The following is a 20,917-nucleotide window of genomic DNA, read 5'->3' on the forward strand; positions in this document are numbered from 1 at the left end:
ACGGCGGGTTGGGCGAGCCGGACAGGTTGGTGTCCGCATGCGCGAAAAAGGCCCGAAAATGGCCACGGAACCGCGTTCTGGCACGAAAAGGCGGGATTCGGGAGCCCCTTCGGAGGGCGCTCCCGGCAAAAGGCCAGGTCGCGAGTTCCGGACGCGCACCCGAGGGGGCCGATCCGTGCCGATCCGTGCCAGAACGCGGTTCCGTGGCCATTTTCGGACCGAAATCCTGCACGGCGACCCGCGGCACGGCAAAACGCGACGAAGGGACGTGACGAGAGCGCGACGAAAGGACGCGACGAAGGGAGGCGACAAAGGGAGGCGACGAAAGGGCGGGCACGCCGTCACGTGACAAAAGTGCGACAAAGGGACGTTTCCCTGTCGCACTGCCCTTCTGCCACGCCATGAGACAGTTCGACCGCATGTCCTCCTGGGTGAACACAGGGGCATCCCCGTGCCGCACCCCCCTGCCACCGTCCCCCGCCGCAATCCCCCTGCCGCACCTTGTCGCACCTACCAGTGGCACACCACCACGTCGCCCTCTTGGATGATGCCGTAGAGCGTTCCCGCCGACCCCACCGGCAGGTTCACGCATCCGTGGCTGCCCGCGCCGTTGCGGTAGCGCGAGCCGCCGAAGGCCGACTGCCAGTCGGCGTCGTGCAGGCCGATCACGTTGCCCACGAACGGCATCCAGTACTGCACGGTGCTCTCGTACTTCGAGCCATCGAGGTTCGTGCCCTTGAGCTTCGAGGGGCTTTGCTTGCGGTTGAGCCAGTACACGCCCGTGGGCGTGTCGTGCGACCCGTTGGGAGTGCCCGTCACGCACGGCGCCTCCCACACGAGCGCGCCGGTTTCGTCGTAGAAGCGGACGTATTGCTCGGACAAGTCGATATCGCAGTAGCGCGCGCCCCAGTCCTGCGCGCCGGCTCCGTTGAACGCCGTGCCCGTGGTCGTGCACGGCATCTCGACCTCGCCCACGACGCCTTCGGCCACGCTGCTTTTCACCAGGTCGATCAGCGCGTCGCGGTCGACCGTCCAGCCGTACGCGCCGCCCGCCACCGTGACGGTTTTGCCGTCGGCGCGCGTGTAGGTGCGCTCCGATCCCACGGTGGTGCATGAGGAGGCCACCTCGCCCGCCCAGGCCGCAAGCGCCTCCTCGTCGAGCGAGGGCATCAGGTTCTCGTCGAAGCTCACCAGGCCGGACAGCAGCGCCGGATCGGCTTCGGCTGCCACGGTTCCGCCCATCGTCAGCTGCACGTCTGCTTTGATCAGCCGGTTCGCGGCGCTGGCCGCCTCGGCTAGATAGTCGTCGGTGGAGCGCAGCCTTGGTTGCTGAAGGTGCGCGGATGTCAGCTTGACCTTGGGCTCCATCGTCGCGACGGCTTCGTTCACCGTCTCGATCACGGCTTCGGCATCCAACGCGGTACCTGCTTGCTCCTTCTGCACGGCGAACGCCTCCTCACCCTCGTCGAAGGCTACCGTGGCGTCCACGGGCGGTTTCGCCGACGCGTTGAAGTCCTCCACCGCGGCACGCACGGTCTGTCCGAGGTGGCCTTCGCTGAACGAGGCGGCCAGTTTGTCCTGCTCGTCGCGCTCGCGCACGATCTCGAGCGGCCATAGCCACGGGTTCGCGTCGGACAGCATCCGCTCCACCACGCGTGGAGCGTCCAGGGTCATGCCCGCATCCTCGGCTGTGAGCCTGAGCGAGAACCCCTGCCCCGACACGGCCACTTCGTAGTCGTCCAACTCGTCGACGAGCACCCGCTCCACGTCCGAGGCGGTCATGAGCGAGATATCGCGCTCGCCCACGGTGGTGTTCGGCAGGAACCGCCCGGTGAAGACGAGGGTTCCGGCCACGTAGGCCACGGCGATCAGGGTGAATGCCGCGCCGAGCACGATGCCGACAACCTTGAGGCGGCGCGGTCGGCGCGGCGCTTTCTGGAGGCCGGGGGTGGAAGGCGACATGCCTGGGTGCGCGCTGCGCCCCGTTTGCTGAAAATCGGGGGCGGGAGGCAGCGGTGGGCTTGCGGCCGCGCTGCGGGGGACGTCGCTGTTGGCGTTGGCGGCAGGGGACGGGCGCTGGGCGGCTCCAACCGCAGACGCAGGTGCCGAAGCGGGCGGTTTCGTGTGCGCGGCGGTGGGTGGGGCTGCGTGGTGCCCATGCGATGCCTTCGTGTTCTTCTTGCTCATAGGCGCTCTCGTGTGCGGGTGGGCAGTTCCGTCATCCATTGTAGCGAAACGGAGCGATCTTTGAGCGGAAATTATAGATGTGGTTACCTGGGCAGATGCAGTGGAAAGCGCGCGGACGGGCGATATGCGGCCCCCATCGCCTGTCCGCGCCGAGGGGTATTCGAGAAAAGGAGCGCTGCAAGATGTCGAGCATCTTGCAGCGTCGGTTTGCAGTGCCGTGCATTGGCTTCGCAGTGCCGTGCGTCGGTTTGCAGTGCCGTGCGTTGGCTTTACGCTGCCGCGCGCTGGCGCAGCTCGTGGCAGGTTCCGCACTGGAACACGCCCTTGTGGTGGCACTGGGCGCACCACTTCATGGCGTCTTCCTGCAGCTCCTCCGAGTGAACCTTGTGGCAATCGGTGCAGACAGGCTGGTTGGCATCGTGCTGCTCATTGCTCGAGTATTCGTGGGGGTTTTGGACCTTGCCCTTCTCGTCTTTGAAGTCGGTGTTGTCGGCGGTCAGCTTCGCCATGTCCTCCATGGTGCCGTGGCAGTCGGGATTCTGGCACACGGCGGAATCGACCGTCTCCTCTTTGGGCTTCAAATCGATGGTTTTGGTCGCGTCGCCGTACGTGAGATTCGCATGAACGCTCGTCAGCGTGTCGGTGTTCGTGTGGCATTCGATGCAGGCGAGGTTCGCGTGTTCGGACGCTTGCGGGCAGTTCGCGTCCTGCATGAGCGCGTCCTCGGCGGCATGGCATACGGCGCAGTCTCCGTCGATGGACCAATCGACCGGCTGGCTTGCCAGCGGATCCTCCTTCGGCGTCCGTTCGCCGGCCGCCTGAGGGGCGCATCCTGTCGCGGTGAACATGAGGGCTGTCAAAAGCGCGGTGACCGCCAAGACGGCGGCGCAGACGAGCGCTTTGGCGAACCTGCCCTCCGTCAGAATGTGAGTCATAGCGTGGCTCCTTCCTAGCAAGATGGGGCCCGGTCGACGAGGGAGTGCCGACCGGGCCTGGGAGGGGAGTGCCGGGAGCCGGGGCGATCAAGGGAGGGAGGGGATGAACTCGCGATCCGGCTCCGGCATGCCAACGTAAGCTGTCAGCCTACGAAAGGCAGCAAGGGGTTATTCGGCGTCCCACGATTCAAGCTGCGCGCAGTGACGCCCGGCGATGCGGCCCCATACCATGTTCTCGGAGTTGTTGCCGCCGGTGATGCCGTAGGTGTACGCCTGGAAGTTGCCGAAGCAGCCGGCCGCGTACAGGCGCGGGATGACGTTGCCCGCCGGGTCCTCCACCTGCGCGAACTCGTTCTTCTTCGGGCCGCCCAGCGTGGAGCAGGAGCCGGGATAGATGGAGATGGCGTAGTACGGGCCGGACTCGGAGAGCTTGTTCTCGGCCGACAGCTCGCGGTCGAAGCGCGCGTCCTTGCCGGCATCGCAGAAGCCTTGGTACTCGTCGAAGGTGGCCTTGAGGTTGTCGTAGACCATCTTGTCGTCGAACTCGATGATCTTGTTCGCGAGGTCTTCCAGCGTGTCGCCCTTCAGCACCCAGCCGCGCTCGATCTCCACCTGGTTGTCGTCGGACCAGCCGTCCCACGCGCGGATCTCGTCCGGCAGGTCGGTGGTGTAGTTGCCGCACTCGAACGAGCCGCCCTGCTGGGTGCCCATCGGGCCGCCGTCGATGCCCTTCTGGTCGAAGATGGTCCACACGGGGATGCGGTCGTAATCGGCGATGGAGTCGTCGAACGACATGAGGGTGTGCCAGCCGTTGTGCGCCGTGCCGCCGGTCTTGGACTCGTTCTGGAAGCGCTTGCCCAGGCGGTTCACGTTGAAGTACGCGTCGGACTGGGGCGAGGCGAAGATGGCGAAGTCGTACTCGGGGTCGCGCGTCCACATGGCGGTGGTGGAGATGACCATGTCCATGTGCCACAGCTTCGCGCCCACCTCTTCGACCATGCGGATGCCGTCGCCGGTGTTCCACTCCCAGCCCTCGAACTTGAACGGGTGAATCTTGAGGTACTTGTTCTTCAGCTCTTCGTTGAACTCGAAGCCGCCGCAGGTGAGGATGACGCCCTTCTTGGCCTTGATCGTCTTCTCCTCGCTGCCCTGCGTGTAGCGCACGCCCACGATCTCGCGGGTGGTGGGGTTTTGGATGAGGTGCTCGTCGTGGCAGTCGAACTGCACGTCGACGCCCAGCTCCTCGCGCTTGGCGTCCAGCTCGTGGAAGGTGGTCATGCCGAAGCCCTCCACGTCGGCCACGCCGATGATGCCGGCGTAGGCGCCGTCGTCGAGGAACCAGTACTCGGGGATGGTGCCCGCCAGCGCCTGCTCGGCCACCTCGTAGGTCATGCCGTACTTGTCGGCGTACTCGGTGTGGCGCTCGGCCTCGGCGATGTAGGCGTCGATCATCTTCTCTTCCATCTGGCCCTGGGAGAACGCCGTGCAGTACGCCTTGAACTTGTCGGAATCCTTGATGACGGTCCATTCGCCGTTGTTGATGCGGCTGTTGCCGCCGCCCTCGACGGGAGCCTTCTCGAGGACGGTCACGCTGCTGCCGCCCTCGTCGGCGCCGATGAGCGACGCCCACATGCCCGCGCCGCCGTAGCCGACCACGACGATGTCGGTTTCGGCGTCCCAGTTCTCGGGGATGGCGTTCTCGGGCTTCTGGATTTCCGCGAGCGGGTTGGCGGCTGCATCGGCGCTCGTGGAGCAGCCGGCTAAAGCGGCGGCGCCGGCGAGAGCGGCGCCGGTGACCACCGAGCCCTTCAGAAACGAACGGCGCGAAAGCCCTTTGCTTTCCATAGTCTCTCCTCCTTACGGATCGAACGGGCCATGCGCCGCGCGACGCGGGCCGCGCGGCGGCACGCTCCTTTAGCGTGCGTCCCATTCGCCTTTCAGGGTACGAAGCGACGGCTCTTCGGTCACCGCATGGGCGATGCGATTTTTGAAAAAAAGATGAAGTTCCAGGTCAACCATTATCAGGGGGATTGTCGATCCCCCTGATAAGCAGCCTCGCGCATCGCTCATCAGCGAACTTGGCGAAAGGTCGGGGTGCGCGCGGGCGCGGGAAAGGGGCTGGGGCGCGCGCCGTCGCATCGTCGATCCCATGAAAGAGGCCGTCTGTTCGGTCAAACTGGGACGCGTTGGCACGGGAGGGTGTTTCTATGCAAGAGTTCGATACGGTTTGGAAATGCGAGCAGTGCCGCCTGACGCGTCGGACGGCCCTGTTGGACGGCGCGATCACCGTGATGGGGTTCGGCTTTTGCCGGGCGTGGCTCGTGTTCTGCCTGACGTTTCCCGCAGTGGCTGGGACAGACGGCATCAATTGGGCGTTTTTGCTGCTGGGCACGGTGGCGGGGTTCGCGGTGGCCGTCGTCGCGTCTCGGTCGCGCGCGTTTCCCGCGAAGGCGATGCGGCGAGCGACGACGTGCTTCGTCGCCGCGTCGAGCGTGCTTATGCCGTTGGCGGCGATGTGCGGCTCTCCTGTCGCGCTGGTCGCGGGCGTCGCGTCGGGGGGCGTAGGGGCGAGCCTGCTGCAAATATGCTGGGGGCATCCGTTTGCCGAGCACGGCAGGGGGTTCGCCCTCGTGTGCACGCCCGCCGCGGCCATCGCGACAGGCGCGGTGCTGGTGGTTGCCTCTCCCGAGCAGAGCGCGCTGATCATGGCGGCTTTGCCCCTTGCCTCGCTGGGGCTGCTTGTTGTGCGGACGTCGGCGAGCGAGCGCGCGGTGTGCGAGGTGGACGGGCACGCGGCTGACGGCGCGGCGCGGGCGGCGTGCGAGGGCGAGGCGTGCGTCGGCGATGGGGCGGTTGCTGGCGCGGGCGGCGTTGCGGCGGGTGAGGCGATGGACGAGCGCAGGGCGCGCGCGACGGGCGGGCGCGGGGCTGCGGAGGGTGTGGCTGACGGCGCGGCGTGGGCGAGCGCGGTGCGTGCGGATGGCGATGCGACGCGCGAGGCGGCCGGCGGGGCTGTCGATGTGGCGCGCGAGGCGGCCGGCGCGGCTGCGGCGCGCGGCGGCGGGTGCGACGCAGCGTGCGCGAGCGTAGACGGCGCAGCTGACGGGCGCGCGTGCGAGGGCGCAGCGTTCGGCGCACCCGATGCGCGCGGACGGGCATGCGAGGGTACCGAGCGCAGCGGCGTTACGACAAGGGCTGCGGCACCCGACGACGAAGCTGCGTGCGGGCAAAAGCGCGGCCTGCGTTCGCGGCTGCGCGTGCGACTCTATCGGGCTGCATGTGATCGGGGGGGGGCGTCTCATGCTCTCCATCTGCGTGTTCTCGTTTCTCGTGCGCGTGTTCGACGCGGTTCCCTCCGAAGGGGCCGATCCGTTTTCCCAGATCGGGGGAAGCGGCGCGTTCGCCTTGCTGTTCGTGGGCGTGCTGTTCCTTGCCATCACGCGCATTTTTCGGTCGGTTACGGCGTCTTTGCTGGTGTATCGGCTTTCGTGTCCCATTATGGCCACAGGCATGGTGGCCGTCGCGCTGGCCTTCGACGTGCATTCGGCCCTTTCCGTGGCGGTGCTCAGCTTGGGGTACGAGTTGTTCGACCTGCTGGCATGGGTGCTGTTCAGCGAGTATGCGCGCGAGCGCGGCCGCTCGGGGTTCGCGGTGTTCGGGGCGGGGACGGGCTTCATGCTGCTGGGAATGGGAGGCGGCTATGCGTGCGGTCAGGTCGCGGTGGCGTGCGGCGTGGCGAACGACGCGCTCGGCATGACCTATCTTGCGTTGGGGTCGATGGCGTGCTTGTTCGTGGTGGCGTTTCTCATCGTTCCCGAGAACGTGGTGGGCGCGTTGCGCAAGGGCGCGCTCGGCATGACTGACGGCGGGGCTGTGCGCGCTGCGGTCGAAGGGGATGGGGCGGGCTCGGCGGTTGCGGGTGAAGGCTGCTGCGCGACGGAGGTGGAAGGCAGCGTGCGTGACGTGCGCGGTGCGGCGGGATGCTCGGGCTGCGGCTCGCGTGGCGTAGCGGCACGCTCTGGCGACGGCGTGCATGGCGCATGCGATGCGCACGCCGTGGCGGCGCGCTCCGGCGGTGACTCGCACGACGCACCCGACGTGGCGGCCCGCTCGGGCTGCGGCTCGCATGACGCACCCGGCTCGCGCGCTGCGGTGGCGCACGAGCGCGGCGTGGGCGAGGTTGCGGGCGGCGGGGCCGCTGCGGCAGTCGGGCGGGCTGACGATCTCGCGCCGATACCGCCGCGCGACGGCGCGGAGGCGCTTCGGCAGGTGCAGGAGGGCGCGGCAGACGTTCGGGGGATGCGGCATGCAACTGTGCGCGACGGTATCGAAGCTGCGATGTGCGACGGCGCTTCGGACGAGGCGGCGCAAGCCCCATCCAAACCTTCTCTAGAGGAGGCGTGCGGCCTTTTGGCCGTCGAGATGGGCCTGACTCCGCGCGAGAGCGAGGTTCTGGTACTGCTCGCACGTGGACGCACGCTGCCCATTGTGAGCCGCGACCTGCACATCACGAAGAACACCGCGCGCTCGCATATCGAGCGGGTGTATCAGAAAACGGGTATCCATAAGCAGCAGGATCTGATCGATCTCGTGGAGCGCTGGCAGAGAGACGAGGTTCGCTAGGCTGGCTTTTCCGAGAGAGGCAAAGCGATGAAGAAGCCCTGCGAGGGCTGTGTTCGCAAGCGGTATGGCTGTTTGCCGATGAAGCGGGTTCGACGGAGGTTGCTTCGTCGAACCGAGGTTGCCGGAAGCTGTTTTGAGGTTCGGGGGTTCGTTCGCGCCGATCCTCGGTTCGAGGGCTTGGGGATTTTGGTCGCGCCGGATTGCCCCGTGTTTGGTCTGACAGTAAAAGATGACGATGGAGGAGTGCCCGCCAAAGCTGAAATCAACCTCTGCCAATCCTGGCCCAACAGCGGCCGGGGAGATCCGCTGTTAAACCAGGATTGACACGAACCCGCGTTCGCCGAGTCGTCCCTCGAAGCCCCCGATCGGGTGCTCCAGAGGCTTCCCGCTTGCCGGCTGGAACCTCCGAAGCAATGGTGGAGCCTTGCGCGACGAGCCGACCTGGCCCATGCCAATCCTGGCCCGACAGCGGCCGGGGAGACGACTAGCACAAAATCACGGTTAAGAACGATTTTTCTGTTCCCTGGAGGAGCGTTTTCGGAGAAATACCAGGTCGCGAAATTCGACCTGATCGAAAAATCGTTCTTAACCGTGATTTTGTGCTACCGCATCGGTGCATCTCTGTTAGACGATATGAAGCCGAGATTGACACGAACCCATGCCCGCCGGGCCTCGGGCCGGACCCCCTGGCCGGGCGCTGCGCAAGGCCCCGCCCGCCCGACGGGCGGGGCTATCCGGGGCGCCGGAGCGCGCGGCGACCCGGCCCGGCCCCCGCCGACGGCGGTTCGGCGCAGGCAACGCGCCTCCCATGGCAAAAAATCACCGAAATCGGAAGGGGAGGGGCCGCGCCCTCCCCGCCCGCCGGGAAAGCGCCTGGTCCCGAAGCCCCTCTTTCAGCCGAGCCGGGCCGCGAGGCGAGAGTCGCGGCGCCGTTTTCCGATTTCGGTGATTTTTTGCCATAAGCGGCCTTCGTCCCCGTTAAACCGAGATTGATACAGGTCAGATCGGCCCGACGGGCAACGCCCCGACGACACCGCAGGAGCCCCGCCCGTCGGGCGGGCGGGGGCCTTCCGAAACCCCGGCCAGAGCAAACCCGGCGCAAGGATCAGCAAGCATGGGTTCGTGTCAATCCTGGTTTGACAGGGGTATCGGCGCCTCTCCGGCAACCGCCGTTGGCGCGAGCCCGCATTCTCCGGATCTCGAGCTGAGCTCCCTCGGATCGGCGCTTCGGAAGACCCCGCCCCGCCCGACGGGCGGGGGCCCTGCGGCATCGGCGGGGTCTCGTTCGGCGGGCTGACCCGGCCTCTGTCAATCCTGGTTTAGCAGAGAGGGCTCACAAGCAAAGCTCGTAAAGCCCGCGAAGTTCGCAAACGAGGCCCGCAAGCAAACCCGCAAACAGAGCTGCATGCACGTCATGGAAGCTCGCATGGTTTGTTGATTGGTTGTTTTGGTTGAACCTCTGGCGTCGTCGCTTCTCAAATGATACCATTATGATAGTAATTAAAAGCCATGCTTCGGAATATGATAAGGCCATCGAAAGGGAGTGCATCATGGACGCGGTGTTGGACAGGCAGGCGAGCGATCAGGTGACGGTTGACAGCGTCGCGGTGAGCGTGACCTACGCAAATGAAGGCGACGCGCGCGTGAGCGAGCAGGAGATTCGCGCGTATATCGATCGCGGCAACGCGCAGCACCCCAATAGCACCGTGACGGGGCTTGCGCTTGAGGTCGATGGCGAGGACGTGGGTATTCGCTACGAGCTTGCGCCGGTGCCGTTCGACCGCATTCGCCGCATCACGGGTTACCTGGTGGGTACGATGGATCGCTGGAACGATGCCAAGGCCGCCGAGGAGGCCGATCGCGTCAAGCACGGAGTCACGCGCGAGGATCGCGCCTTCACGTGCGCGAACGGATGCTAGCGGCTGCTGTTGGCAGCGAAACCTTTTTGTTTGTTACCGGGCCGTGGCGATTTCGCCACGGCCCGTTCCGTATACTGAGGTCATGGCAGACGATAACAACAACATCCCGCAGCCTCCCGTGCGCTCCTCGTCGGCGTCCGATTTGTCGACCTGCTCCGCATCCGACGAGTCGGCGATGCGATCGGCATCCGCTCAAGCCGCTCGCTCGAACGACGCGCCCGCGTCCGACGCGCCCTTCCGACTTGCCGACGCACCCGCGCTCGCGTCCGACGCGCCCGTGTCCAACCCATCCGTTCAACCTGCTGAGCCGTCCGCGTCTTCCCAGACCGCCGACCCGTTCCCGTGTCCCGCGTCCCCCAATCTGCCCGCGCCGCGCTCCGCACACGCCCAGCCCGCCGACTCGTCCGCGCACCCCGCGCCCGACGCGTCTGCCGGCCGCTCCGCGCCCGCCGACCCGCCCGCGCCCGCCTGCCTGAGCGGCGACGCCTCGTGCGCTCCCGCCGAGCGCATTCTCGAGCCCGAAGTGCGCCGTCACCACCACCGCAAGCGCAAGCTGCTCGAATTCACGCACTCCTCCACGCGCGCCACCATGCTCATGTTGACCGCAGCCGTGGCGGCGTTCGTTATCGAGAACACGCCGGTGCTGCCGTACTTCGCCGAATTCTGGCACACGTTCGAGGTCGGCTTCACGATCGGCGGTTTCTCGCCGCACCTCTCGCTCGAGCACCTCATCAACGATTTCCTCATGGCCATCTTCTTCCTGATGGTGGGGTTGGAGATCAAGTTCGAGATGACGGCGGGCGAGTTGGTGAACCCGCGCAAGGCGCTCCTGCCCATCTTGGGCGCGGCGGGCGGCGCGGTGCTGCCCGCGCTCGTGTACTTGGCGGTGAACGCGGGTGGCGGCTTCGAGCAGGGATGGGGCGTTCCCATGGCGAACGACATCGCGTTCTGTCTGGGCATCCTCGCGCTTCTGGGAAGCCGCGTGCCGCCGGGGCTGCGCTCGTTCCTCTCCACGCTCACCATCGCCGACGACATCATCGCCATCTTGGTGATCGCGGTGTTCTACACGGCGAACCTCGACGTCGCCTGGCTTGCGGGCGGCCTCGGGCTGTTCGCGGGAGCGCTTGCGCTCAACCGGCTGCACGTGCACGATCTGTGGCCGTATGTGCTGGTGGGATTGGGCATGTGGGCGTGCTTTCTGCTGTCGGGCGTGCATGCCACCATCGCCGGCGTGCTGTTGGCGCTGGCCATCCCCGCGCGCTCCCAAGTGAAGCTCGAACGCGCACCGGGGTGGTTCGCCGCCCGCGCCCGCACCGCCGACGAGCGCTACGATCCCGGCGAGCCCGACATCGTGCAGAAGGAGTACCTTGCCGAGATCAACGAGATCGGCCGCGTGTCGCGCCTGTCCATCCCGCCTATCACGCGCCTCGATTACCGGTTGCACGTGCCGGTGTACTTCTTCATCCTGCCGCTGTTCGCGTTTTCAAATGCGAGCGTGGTGCTCGTGGGCATGGACCCCCTTGCCATCGTGACGAGCCCGGTGACCATCGGCGTGTTCTTCGGCCTCTTGCTGGGAAAGCCCCTCGGCATCTTCTTGGCCACGTGGGCCACGGTGAAGTCGGGGCTGTCCGATTTGCCGGATGGCGTGCGATGGGGGCATGTCGCGGGCGTGTCGGTGCTGGGCGGCGTGGGCTTCACGATGGCCATCTTCGTGACGAACCTCGCGTTCGCCGACCCGGCCACCATCGCCATGGCGAAGGCCGCCATCCTGGCCGCGTCGCTGGTGGCCGGCGTGGCGGGATTCCTCGTGCTGCGCAAGGTGACCGCGTAAGGGGAGCGGCAGCCGGGGCGGGGCGGCAAGTGCATTGGGATGCGGCAGGGGCGTGCGGTATCGGCAGACGTCCGTGCCGCGTTCGGGATGTATCTGCACTGCGTCTGGATGCGTCCGGATGCGGCGGCGTCTTGCGTTACGACATTGTGCGAATGCGGTCGATGGGCCCTTGCGGCGCGTGGGCGGGCGTCGAAGCGGACGCCGAGCTTTGCGCGGATGCTCTTGGCATGGGCCTTCGCGACGCCCTTCGACGCGAGGGGCCTCTTTTGGACGGCTTGGATAACAGCGGCGCTGCCCCCTTCCCTGTGCGAGGGGCCCGCGATTTTCTGCTCGCGTGGTGCGAGGCAGAACCGCTCGATGACCCGATCGAACCGATCGGACGGCTTGCATTCGATGGCGGCTCCGTTACCGGGACGCGCTTCCGGCACGGGTCGCATGTCTTTGCTGGGGACGCAAAACCCCGCTTCTAAAACCTCGCTTCTCCGGAAACAGGATGCTGAATGCAGTATTTTGCAAGGCGCCTCTGCTGGCAAAACGAACGAATGGCTAGCCGATAGCGAGATTGAAGACGGCCTATCGCCCAATGCGTCCAATGCGACATGGGCCCGACGTGGGCTATTCGGTCGGGGAGGTGCGTCGCGTCCCCGACCGAATTCGACGGGCTCTCTATGCGGTCGCGATTTCCGGCAATCGCGACCGGGCGGGTTCGGGCAGCTCGGAGGTGCAGTGGGGGCAGCGCGTGGCGCCCTCGGCCACCTCCTGCTTGCAATAAGGGCATTGCGGAGCTTCGGCTTCGAGTTCTTCTTCCTTTTTCACCACCTTGCGTTGGGCCGTGTTTACGGCCTTTACGATGAGGAACAGCACGAAGCCGGTGATGAGGAACGTGATGAGGGCCGACAGCACCGAGCCGAAGCTGAACGTCACGCCGTTGATGGGCGCCCAATCCAGCACGGACAGCGAGCTTTCCAAGTCGGTGCCGCCGCTGATGAGGCCCACGACCAAGCCGATGAGCGGCGTGATAAGGCCATCGACGATGCCGTTCACGATTGCGGTGAACGCGCTGCCGATAACAACGCCGACCGACAGGTCAAGCACGTTGCCGCGCATGATAAATTCTTTAAACTCGTCCAAAAGTTTCTTCATGTGTGAGCCTTTCCTTTTCGCAGGGGGGTATTGCGCGTGCCCATCGGACGCCCCCGGCTGTGCCTGATGGCGCGCGCAATAGCGAGGATGAAATTATAGAAGTCCCCGTGGTAAAATGCGATGCATTCATCAACTTGTTGAGGGTTGCGCGTCAAATCTTGCAAACAGAGTTTATGACGTCTGTCTACCAGAGCGACAGGAGCTTCATGACGAAAATCTTCTCCCATACGCGACCCATCGACGCCGACATCGTGGATGCGTTCTGCACGCTGCAAAAGGGTTTCACCGACCAGTTCGTCTACTACCGCAAGGACCGCCCCGTGCGCTTCATGGGGCTTGGCCGCTGCATCGCGCTGCCGACGCTCGACGACGCGGAATGCGAGCTTGAGGGTCCCGAGGCGCATCAGCCGGTGTTCTTCTCGTTCAACCGCTTCGACGCGGGCAATCCCGCTCCCGCCGACGAGCTGTTCGAGGCGTTCCCGCGTCTGCGCTTCATGCTGCCCGAGATCGTGTTGATCGAGGGCGAGTGCGGACCGCTTCTGCAGGTGAACTCGCTTGGGCCGGTGTATCCGGGGCGCATCGAGCGGTTTGTGCGCCAAGCGGCCGGCGCGCCGCCGCGTCGGCGCGAAAGCATCCCCTACCGGCTGGAGCCGGACTCGCGCGAGGCGTGGCGCGAGGCTGTGGCGGCGGCGCTTGGCGCCATCGGCGAGGGGCGCGTGGAGAAGGTGGTGCTGTCGCGTCGGCAGCGCTTGGTGGCCGCGCGTCCGTTCTCGTCGAAGGACCTGCTGGTGAACCTCATCGACGGCTCGGCGCGCGGCACGGTGCTTTTGTACCGCTACGCCGACGTGTTCTTCTGCGGTTGCACGCCCGAGCTTTTGGTGCGCAAGCGCGGGTGCGAGGTGGAGAGCATGTGCCTGGCGGGTACCTGTCCGGCGGGCGGCTCCGAAGAGGAGCGCGCGCGGCTGGCCGACGCTCTGATGGCTGACGCGAAGAACCGCGCCGAGCACGACTACGTGGCGCGCTTCATCCGCGAGGTGTTCCACCGCACGTGCTACGACGTGGACGTGCCCGACCGTCCGGGCATCCTGTCGCTCACACACGTGCAGCATCTGCATACGCCGGCCCGCGCGCGCATGCTCGATGGCATGGACCTGTGGTCGATGATGGGCGATCTGCACCCCACGCCCGCCGTGGCCGGCACGCCGGTGGGTGAGGCGCGCATGCTGCTGCGGCGCATCGAGGCGTACAACCGCGGGTTCTTCGCGGGCGCGTGCGGCTATGTGGACGGCGCGGGCGACGGCGAGTTCTCCGTGGCGCTGCGCACCGGCGTGTTCGACGGCGAGGTGGGCTGGGTGTACGCGGGCTGCGGCATCGTGGACGGCAGCGCGGCCGATGACGAGTACGACGAGATCGACCTGAAGCTGCGGACGATCTTGAGCGCGTTCGACGGCGAGACGCGCGGTGGTGCGTGAGGTGCGGAGGGGATGACGGTGGGCGGTGACGGTCGTTCGGTTGCAAGTCTCAGGCTTGGCGAGGAGGTCGATGTGGTGTGCCGCGGTGATTCGCTCGTGAGCAGCGACGGCTCGCGCCGGTTTGTCGTGTACGGTGAACCGGAGTGGGACTGGTGGGTCGAGGTCGCGCCAGACGGCTCCGAGCTTCCGGGGATGTGGGAGTTCTGGGATGACGAGGGTCTTGCCGTCTGCATGGTCGTGTAGCGGGCGGCGGCGATGGCGTGATGTCGCGCGGCAGACGCTGAGTGCGCGGTGCGCGGATCGGCGAATGTTTCACGTGAAACATTCGTTCGTGAACGGGGAAATCATTTGAAAGGAGACGTGCGATGAGTGCGGCGGGCGAGTGTGTGGACGCATACGCGGGCGGCGCAAGCGAATGCGTGGGCGCACGCGCAAGCGGCGCGGGCCAGGGCGCGGGCGCATCCGCGGACGGCGCAGACCGGGGTGCGAGCGAGAACGCGGGCGCGCTTGCGGGCGGGGCGGCCGACCTGCGGGCGACAGCGCGGTTCGTGGGGGCGTTTCTGGACGAGCTGTGCCGCTGGGGCGTGCATGACGTGGTGGTGAGCCCCGGCTCGCGCTCAACGCCGCTGGCGATGTGCGCCTACGAGCTGTCGCGGCGCGCGCCCGAGCGGTTGCGCCTGTTCGTGGACGTGGACGAGCGCGGCGCGGCGTTCTTCGCGCTGGGCTTGGCGAAGGCGGGCGGGCGCCCGGCGGCGCTCATCTGCACGTCGGGCACGGCGGTGGCGAACTATTATCCGGCGGTGTTGGAGGCTGAATCGTCGCGCGTACCGCTTATCGTGCTGACGGGCGATCGCCCGCCGCGCCTGCAGGGCCTCGGTGCGCCGCAGACGTGCGACCAGCTGAAAGCGTACGGCGACCACGTGCGCGCGTTTCGGCAGATGCCGCTGCCGAGCGCGGATGCGGCATCGCTTGCGTTCGCGCGGCAGGCCGCCCGCGAGGCGGTCATCGCAGCGGGGGGCGATGTCGGCGTAGGGGAGGCTGCAGCTGCCGCGGTGTGCGCCGATGGCTGCGGGGTGACCGCGCGCATCGCGGGATGCTGCGCCGGCGGGCCGGTGTATCTGAACTTCCCGTTCGACGAGCCGTTGAAGCCCGATCTCTCGACGGCGGGGCTGTTCGACGGCGGCCGCAAGTGCGTGGCCTGCTCGGATGTGGCAGTGGGTGTGGAAGCGGCGGCCTGTGCGGGTGTGACGGTGCGCCCAGAAGCGGCGGTGCACGCAGATGCGGCGGCAAGCGCGGAAGCGACCGATGACGCCGCTGCGGCGCGCATCGGCGTTGCGGATGTTTCACGTGAAACATCCGTTCCCTCTTTGGGTATCGTTCCTTCGGGTGTTGTTTCCGTGCGGGTGACGATGACGAGCGAGGCAGCGCGCGCGGTGTCCGACCTGCTGGCGGGCGCGCGTGCGCTCATGTTGGCGGGCGAAGGCACCTGTTCCACGGTAGAGGAGGCGCGTGCCGTTTTGGCGTGGGCGCGCGCGTTCGGCGTGCCGCTTCTGGCGGATCCGCTTTCCGGCTTGCGGAGCTTCGACGAGCCGTTCGTCATCGACAACTACGACAGCGTGCTCGGAGCGGGCGGTGCGGCTCCCGAAGGACTGCGTCCCCAGGTGATCGTGCGGTTCGGACGCTATCCCGTGTCGAAGCGCGCGACGCAGTTCGTCGCCGCGACGCGTCCGGTGCAGATCGTTGTGGACGAGCGCGAGACGCGCGACTTCAACGCGGCCACCGACGTGTTCGTGCCGTGCCGTCCCATCGAGTTCGCGCGTGCGATGATGGGTGCGCGCACGGAAGGCGAAGCGGAAGCCTCCCTTTCTCCTTCCTCCTTCCGGCAGGAGTTTCTTGCCGCATGGATGGCGGCGAACGAGCAAGCGCGCGCCCGCATCGTGGCGGCAGCGTGCAACGATGCCGGCGACGGCGCTGTGGGGGCGACGGGCACGGGCGTCCCCGAAGCGACGGCAACGTTCGAGGGCGCGTACGTGCGGCGCGTCGTGGAGCTGGCGCCGGAGGGGTCGTGCCTGTTCGCGGCCAATTCCATGAGCATCCGCGCGCTCGACACCTTCCTTTTGAAAAGCGACAAGCGCCTTGCCGTGCTGTGCAACCGCGGCCTGAACGGCATCGACGGCACGGTGTCGACGGCGCTCGGCGCCGCGCAGCGTTTCGCGCAGACGACGCTGATCACCGGCGACCTCACGCTGCTGCACGACCTGAACGCGCTCGCGCTCCAGCGCGAGCTGCGCGTGCAGCGCGATCAAGCCGTCGCGCGCGGCGAGAGAGAATGCGCGCCCAGCATCGTCATCGTGCTTCTGAACAACAACGGCGGCGGCATCTTCGATATGCTGCCGCAGCGCTCTGACGAGGCGTATTTCGAGCGGTTGTTCCTCACGCCGCAAGAGGTCGATTTCCAAGCAGCCGCCTGTGCGTTCTCCGTCCCGTATTGCCGTGCGGAGACGGTCGCTGCCTTCGATGAGGCGTACCGCGCGGCGCTGGGCGTGCCTGGCATCAGCCTCATCGAGGTGCGCGTGCCGTTGCGCGGCCTCAAGGAGCGCTACGCACCGTGCTGGTGAGCATCGTTCGCGGTGCGAGGGGGATGAGCCTCGTCGCCGCGAGCTCTTGTCAGGTGCGGCTCGTTTTCTGGCCGCTGCTGGTTAGTGGGCGTCGATGATTGGGAAAGCGCAAAAACGGGAAAGGGTGCGCGAGGATGGGGAAGGTCGAGACGGCTGCCGTAGGAACGTGGGAGCATCGCGGGGTGCGATACGGGATTCGGCGATGGGACGGGCCGGCTCTAGCCGGACGTGCGAATGGGCCGACTGCCGGTCGCAGCGCGTACGACCCTCGCGCCGACGAGGCCGCCGGCCGCGACGCGTACGGCTCCCGCTCCGACCGTGATGCCAATCGCGGCGCGCGCGACTCTCGTTCCGGTTGCATCGCCGCGCGCGATGTGCGCGAGCGCACTGCCGCGCCGATCGTTCTTCTGCACGGCTTCGCGCAGAGCGCCGCATCGTGGGACGGTGTTGCGCGACTGCTCGCGAAAGCCTGCCCGGTCATCGCGTTCGAGCTTGTTGGCCATGGGGGAAGCGATCGCCCTCGCGATCCCGCATCGTATGCGCTCGAAGTCCAAGCCGAGGCTCTTCATGCGTTTTTGGCGGGTTTCGAGACGAGGCCCGTTGTCGTGGGCTACTCGATGGGTGGCCGCATCGCCCTGGCCGCAGCTGTGCGCGATCCTCGGGCGTTCGCCGCCCATGCCGCCGCGCTTGTTTTGGAGTCCGTGGGCCTCGGCCCTGCCGATGACGACGAGCGCGCCGCGTCTGCGCGTCGCGACGCTGCCAACGCCGCCCGTCTCCGCGCAGACGGCCTTGCGGCGTTCATGGAGGATTGGGAGCGGTTGCCTTTGTTCGCCACTCAGCGCGCATTGCCTTCCGACGTGCGCGAGCGCGTGCGTGCGGAGCGCATGTCGGGCGACGCCGAGGCCCTTGCCCGCTCGTTCGAGCATGCCGGTCAGCACGCCATGCCCGCTCGCGCGGACGTGCTTGCCGCCCTTGCGGCCCTGCGCGACGAGGGTCTTCCCGTGCAGTATGTGGCGGGTGCCTGCGATGCGAAGTACCGCGCCCTTGCTGCGCTGCTGGCCGCCGAAGGGCTGTGCGCCTCCCACGTCATCGAGGCGGCGGGTCACAACGTCCATCTCGAAAAGCCCGCTGCGTTCGTGCAGGTTGTGAGGCAGCTCGGTTGATGACCGCGCCGCCCGCTCCAAGGCTTCCGCTCGCTTCCCTCCTGTACCGTCTTTGTGCCTTCGTGCCCTCGTTTGAACAAGGCGGTCTTGCGCTCAGGCTCCTTTTCGGGATCGGGCGAAAAGCCCCTCCATCTGGGGCGACCCTCCGGATGCTGTCCGGTCGTATCTTTTGGATCCGGTCGCGGAGCTACTCGTCGTAGTCGTTCAGGTAATCCAAGATGCCCTGACGAGAATGGAGGTTCGTTTTCTCGTAGGTGTGTCGGATGTGGGCATGTACGGTCGTCTTCGATATGCAAAGCATCTCCGCGATGCTGCTTTGCGTATGGCCCAGCGCGTACAGCTTGATGACTTCCATTTCGCGCTCGGAAAGCAGGAACTGCTTTCCGAGCCGTTCGATGCTGTGCGTCATGGCCTGCTCGCGCACTTCGGCCATGGACGAGGGCTCTTCGATTCCGGCGATCTTCCCGAACAGGGACGTGGGCGCGATGCGGGTGCTCTCAGCGCGCCGTTTCTCGTCCGCGAAGAGAATGCCTATTCCAAGAAGCAGCAAAAGCGAGGATGCGTTGAGCATGAAGGAGATGACGGCTTCCGTTTCGTTAGAGCTTACCGGGCCGAATGCCCCCAGCAGCGAAACGATGCCGTCTCCTAGCACGCGGGGCTCCAGGAAGATGAGCCAGATAACCGCAGCGTAGAGGTACGGATCTCGCTTGCCAATGGATATGAACGACACGATGAGGTACCACTTCAAGACGTTTTTAAGCGAGTTCGATGCCGTAACGAACATGGCTCCCCAGCTGGCATCCTGCGGGGCAGCCGTGTAAAGCAAAAGGCCGATGGAAGCAAGGGCAGACACCGTCAGCCAGTTCACCAACAGCAACGTAAGCGGTCGGAACCGCAAGGCGGCTACGGCTCCGCCGGCAAGCAACAGAACAGTGAGCAGACACGCTCCGAGCGTGGTGGTTTCCGTGAGAGGCGTGACCGCGTCTACGGGCCAGGTGCGCAGCAGGTGGTGCGCGCTTGACAGCAGAACGCAGGCAAGGACGCAGAGCACGAGGAACTTCGCGTCGTTGATGTGCGAGTCGAATCCGAGGAAGGTGCGATCTGGCTTTTTGTCGTTGGTTGGAAAAGCCTTGTAGGCTCGCCGCGCGGCTTGGATGCATGCGCACTGCAGCAAGGTGACGATCGCTCCCAGCGCGTAGGAAAACGTGGGAGTCAAAGGTGATTGCGCGAACATTGCCGCCTCGTACAGGATGCGTGCGACGGCTATGGTGACGACGATCGCTGCCGGGCTGTTGTTGCGCATTCGTCTGAACCAGTAGAAAAAGGATAGCAGCCCGAATGAGGCTCCGACGATGTAGAGGGCTTCGATGGGCAAGATGCTTGAGAGATTGAGATCGGGCACACCGGAGCAGATGCACAGGCCGATCAGGCACGCCGCGCTGATTGCGATGCTGAGGTGGGCGAAGGTATTGACGAAACGCTTGGAGAGGGTTTTCCCGTGTGCGCACAGCAAGACGATCAAGGCGACGAGCAAGATGCTGCGCGCAGTTGCGAACGAGTTCGAAGTGAGGCTGTTGGAGAGGGCGTAGTCGGTGGGACTGAGCAGCGCGTAACCTGTGCGCGCCAATCCGAGGCCGAACGCGCAAGGAAGCAGGGAGAGAAGTTCTGTCCGGCTCGTTTGCCAAGTGCGCGGTCCCTCCCCGTTGCATTTTTTCGCGCAGTCATTCCTCGCTCGCATAAACCTAAACGTATGCATGAGAGCCATCCCCCTCCCCCTTTTTCCCTCTGCGTGCGCTTCGCCAGTATGACCCTTTCCCTCTCTGTTCGCTCGATTCTTCGAGGGTGAATTCGCCAAATGGTCGTGGGGGGGGGGGCGGCTTTTGAGCGCATCTCGAAAGCCGCCCCCCCCTTGTGTCGGATTGGGCGCAGATTGCCCGAAAGAGAGGATGCGCAAGGCGTGGAAAGGGGCATGATGGAAAAGGACGGAGTCCTATGCGGAAAGAAAGGTTGGAAGAGTTGATGAGAGAAGATGCGATAGGAGGCCATGGGCGCGAAGAGGGGGCCCTGCCAGCTGAAGACGAGGTTGCAAGCAGGGCGGCGTATGCGTATGTGCGCGACGTGCTTTCCGCTCTCGTCGAGGAGGTGCGCGCGTGCTCTGCGGATAGCCGGCTGGTCGTTCCCGCTCCTCCCGATTCGGCCGAAGTGGAGATAGAAGATATGCCGTCCTCGCCAGGGGCGCAGCCTGTGGATCCCCCCGTCGTCAGTTGTTCGACACCTCCGGAAACGGAGGCGATTGCGGCATATCCGATAGCCGATGATGGGTCGGGGGCGAAGGACGACCCTCCGGCTCTTGCCGCGCACGCGGTCGTGCGTTTCTCGGCGACTCCCGAACCTGGCTGGGAAGAGAGTGTTTGCGAGCTGTTCTCTGCCGGTCGCGCGAACTTCGCGGTCGCGGTCGCTCGTATCCCCGATGCTTCCGACGCCAGCCTTTGCGACGTGCCTGTCGAGCCTACGCCTTCTTTGGCGCTTGTTGCCGATTCTGTTGACGTGTCGGTGTCTATCGAGGTTGTTTCCATGGACGTTCCCTGCTCGGACATGCGCGTGATGCGGGGCAAGAAACGTGCTTACCTCTATTCGGCCAACGTCATGACCGACTCGTACGCTCGCTGGTCGTTTCTGGCGAACGAGGGCGACGACGTGGTGACGTTCGTGGAATGCGTGCGCGAAGAGTCGCGCGTGTATCCTCGTCCGATGCGCGCAACGTCGCTCGAAAACGAGCCCTTCCTGTTCTCGGGCGAACACGTTGCCGAGCTGTTCTCTCAGGTGCGCTCTCTGGAAACGTGCTCCGATATAGCGTGTGTGGAGGCGTCGAACGGCGACGTGTACTACCATTCGACCACGCATCTCTCCCCTCGGCGAGCCCAGCGCTTGGCAGAGTACACCTCTGTCCTGCGCTTCGAGAAGCCGTAGTCGTCGAGGCCTCTGAAGGAGGGTCCTCGAAAACCTCGAAAGGTCGGAAGTCCGAA

14 protein-coding genes are annotated in these 20,917 nt (G+C 65.9%); 8 read left to right on the forward strand and 6 right to left on the reverse strand.

Annotated features, from left to right (window positions below; translation table 11 throughout):
• Window positions 1–510: 510 nt before the first annotated feature.
• From C2L80_RS06690 to C2L80_RS14035, 4 genes are all read right to left on the reverse strand, one after another.
• Window positions 511–1,893, reverse strand: coding sequence for a L,D-transpeptidase family protein (locus tag C2L80_RS06690; RefSeq protein ID WP_224759181.1), 1,383 nt, complete (start codon window positions 1,891–1,893; stop codon window positions 511–513).
• 563 nt (window positions 1,894–2,456) lie between these two features.
• Complete coding sequence (locus C2L80_RS06695) at window positions 2,457–3,122, reverse strand: cytochrome c3 family protein (RefSeq protein ID WP_087198488.1); 666 nt, start codon at window positions 3,120–3,122, stop codon at window positions 2,457–2,459.
• 168 nt (window positions 3,123–3,290) lie between these two features.
• The gene (locus C2L80_RS06700; protein ID WP_092199525.1) at window positions 3,291–4,967 is read right to left on the reverse strand and encodes an FAD-dependent oxidoreductase; all 1,677 of its coding nucleotides are present in this window, start codon (window positions 4,965–4,967) and stop codon (window positions 3,291–3,293) included.
• A 69-nt stretch (window positions 4,968–5,036) separates the two neighbouring features.
• The gene (locus C2L80_RS14035; RefSeq protein ID WP_129589911.1) at window positions 5,037–5,297 is read right to left on the reverse strand and encodes a hypothetical protein; all 261 of its coding nucleotides are present in this window, start codon (window positions 5,295–5,297) and stop codon (window positions 5,037–5,039) included.
• A gap of 1,125 nt (window positions 5,298–6,422) precedes the next feature.
• On the opposite strand from C2L80_RS14035, the gene C2L80_RS14080 reads away from it, so the two are divergent.
• From C2L80_RS14080 to nhaA, 3 genes are all read left to right on the forward strand, one after another.
• Window positions 6,423–7,745 carry a helix-turn-helix transcriptional regulator gene (locus C2L80_RS14080; protein WP_239938774.1) on the forward strand — a complete coding sequence of 441 codons (1,323 nt, stop codon included), beginning with the start codon at window positions 6,423–6,425 and terminating at the stop codon, window positions 7,743–7,745.
• A gap of 1,490 nt (window positions 7,746–9,235) precedes the next feature.
• The gene (gene nrdD, locus C2L80_RS06715) at window positions 9,236–9,664 is read left to right on the forward strand and encodes an anaerobic ribonucleoside-triphosphate reductase (protein WP_239938776.1); all 429 of its coding nucleotides are present in this window, start codon (window positions 9,236–9,238) and stop codon (window positions 9,662–9,664) included.
• An 82-nt stretch (window positions 9,665–9,746) separates the two neighbouring features.
• Window positions 9,747–11,495 carry a Na+/H+ antiporter NhaA gene (gene nhaA, locus C2L80_RS06720; RefSeq protein WP_239938778.1) on the forward strand — a complete coding sequence of 583 codons (1,749 nt, stop codon included), beginning with the start codon at window positions 9,747–9,749 and terminating at the stop codon, window positions 11,493–11,495.
• A gap of 666 nt (window positions 11,496–12,161) precedes the next feature.
• Here nhaA and mscL read toward each other — a convergent pair.
• Window positions 12,162–12,638 carry a large conductance mechanosensitive channel protein MscL gene (gene mscL, locus C2L80_RS06730; RefSeq protein WP_103262895.1) on the reverse strand — a complete coding sequence of 159 codons (477 nt, stop codon included), beginning with the start codon at window positions 12,636–12,638 and terminating at the stop codon, window positions 12,162–12,164.
• 206 nt (window positions 12,639–12,844) lie between these two features.
• Here mscL and C2L80_RS06735 point away from each other — a divergent pair, with 206 nt between their 5' ends.
• The 4 genes from C2L80_RS06735 to C2L80_RS06750 all read left to right on the forward strand — a co-directional run bounded on the left by C2L80_RS06735 (window position 12,845) and on the right by C2L80_RS06750 (window position 17,891).
• Window positions 12,845–14,110: an isochorismate synthase gene (locus C2L80_RS06735; RefSeq protein ID WP_103262902.1), complete on the forward strand. Its 1,266-nt coding sequence runs from the start codon at window positions 12,845–12,847 to the stop codon at window positions 14,108–14,110.
• 12 nt (window positions 14,111–14,122) lie between these two features.
• Complete coding sequence (locus C2L80_RS06740; protein WP_092199542.1) at window positions 14,123–14,353, forward strand: hypothetical protein; 231 nt, start codon at window positions 14,123–14,125, stop codon at window positions 14,351–14,353.
• Between the two features lie 122 nt (window positions 14,354–14,475).
• The gene (gene menD, locus C2L80_RS14310) at window positions 14,476–16,728 is read left to right on the forward strand and encodes a 2-succinyl-5-enolpyruvyl-6-hydroxy-3-cyclohexene-1-carboxylate synthase (protein ID WP_239938779.1); all 2,253 of its coding nucleotides are present in this window, start codon (window positions 14,476–14,478) and stop codon (window positions 16,726–16,728) included.
• 134 nt (window positions 16,729–16,862) lie between these two features.
• Window positions 16,863–17,891: an alpha/beta fold hydrolase gene (locus C2L80_RS06750; RefSeq protein ID WP_103262896.1), complete on the forward strand. Its 1,029-nt coding sequence runs from the start codon at window positions 16,863–16,865 to the stop codon at window positions 17,889–17,891.
• Window positions 17,892–18,078: 187 nt separating this feature from the next.
• Here C2L80_RS06750 and C2L80_RS06755 read toward each other — a convergent pair whose 3' ends face one another.
• On the reverse strand, window positions 18,079–19,518 hold the full coding sequence (locus C2L80_RS06755) for a response regulator transcription factor (protein WP_157941031.1): 1,440 nt from the start codon (window positions 19,516–19,518) through the stop codon (window positions 18,079–18,081).
• Between the two features lie 365 nt (window positions 19,519–19,883).
• Between C2L80_RS06755 and C2L80_RS06760 the strand changes: the two genes are divergently transcribed.
• Window positions 19,884–20,861, forward strand: coding sequence for a hypothetical protein (locus C2L80_RS06760; RefSeq protein ID WP_103262898.1), 978 nt, complete (start codon window positions 19,884–19,886; stop codon window positions 20,859–20,861).
• Window positions 20,862–20,917 lie beyond the last annotated feature (56 nt).

Source organism: Rubneribacter badeniensis, from assembly GCF_002899695.1.
In the GTDB taxonomy this organism is placed as follows: domain Bacteria; phylum Actinomycetota; class Coriobacteriia; order Coriobacteriales; family Eggerthellaceae; genus Rubneribacter; species Rubneribacter badeniensis.

Excerpts from the sequence above, each read along its gene's own strand:
- C2L80_RS06695 (WP_087198488.1), bottom strand. The coding sequence starts at position 3,122 with ATGACTCACATTCTGACGGAGGGCAGGTTCGCCAAAGCGCTCGTCTGC.
- C2L80_RS06700 (WP_092199525.1), bottom strand. The coding sequence starts at position 4,967 with ATGGAAAGCAAAGGGCTTTCGCGCCGTTCGTTTCTGAAGGGCTCGGTG.
- C2L80_RS14080 (WP_239938774.1), top strand. The coding sequence starts at position 6,423 with ATGCTCTCCATCTGCGTGTTCTCGTTTCTCGTGCGCGTGTTCGACGCG.
- nrdD (WP_239938776.1), top strand. The coding sequence starts at position 9,236 with ATGATAGTAATTAAAAGCCATGCTTCGGAATATGATAAGGCCATCGAA.
- nhaA (WP_239938778.1), top strand. The coding sequence starts at position 9,747 with ATGGCAGACGATAACAACAACATCCCGCAGCCTCCCGTGCGCTCCTCG.
- mscL (WP_103262895.1), bottom strand. The coding sequence starts at position 12,638 with ATGAAGAAACTTTTGGACGAGTTTAAAGAATTTATCATGCGCGGCAAC.
- C2L80_RS06735 (WP_103262902.1), top strand. The coding sequence starts at position 12,845 with ATGACGAAAATCTTCTCCCATACGCGACCCATCGACGCCGACATCGTG.
- C2L80_RS06740 (WP_092199542.1), top strand. The coding sequence starts at position 14,123 with ATGACGGTGGGCGGTGACGGTCGTTCGGTTGCAAGTCTCAGGCTTGGC.
- menD (WP_239938779.1), top strand. The coding sequence starts at position 14,476 with ATGAGTGCGGCGGGCGAGTGTGTGGACGCATACGCGGGCGGCGCAAGC.
- C2L80_RS06750 (WP_103262896.1), top strand. The coding sequence starts at position 16,863 with ATGGGGAAGGTCGAGACGGCTGCCGTAGGAACGTGGGAGCATCGCGGG.
- C2L80_RS06760 (WP_103262898.1), top strand. The coding sequence starts at position 19,884 with ATGCGGAAAGAAAGGTTGGAAGAGTTGATGAGAGAAGATGCGATAGGA.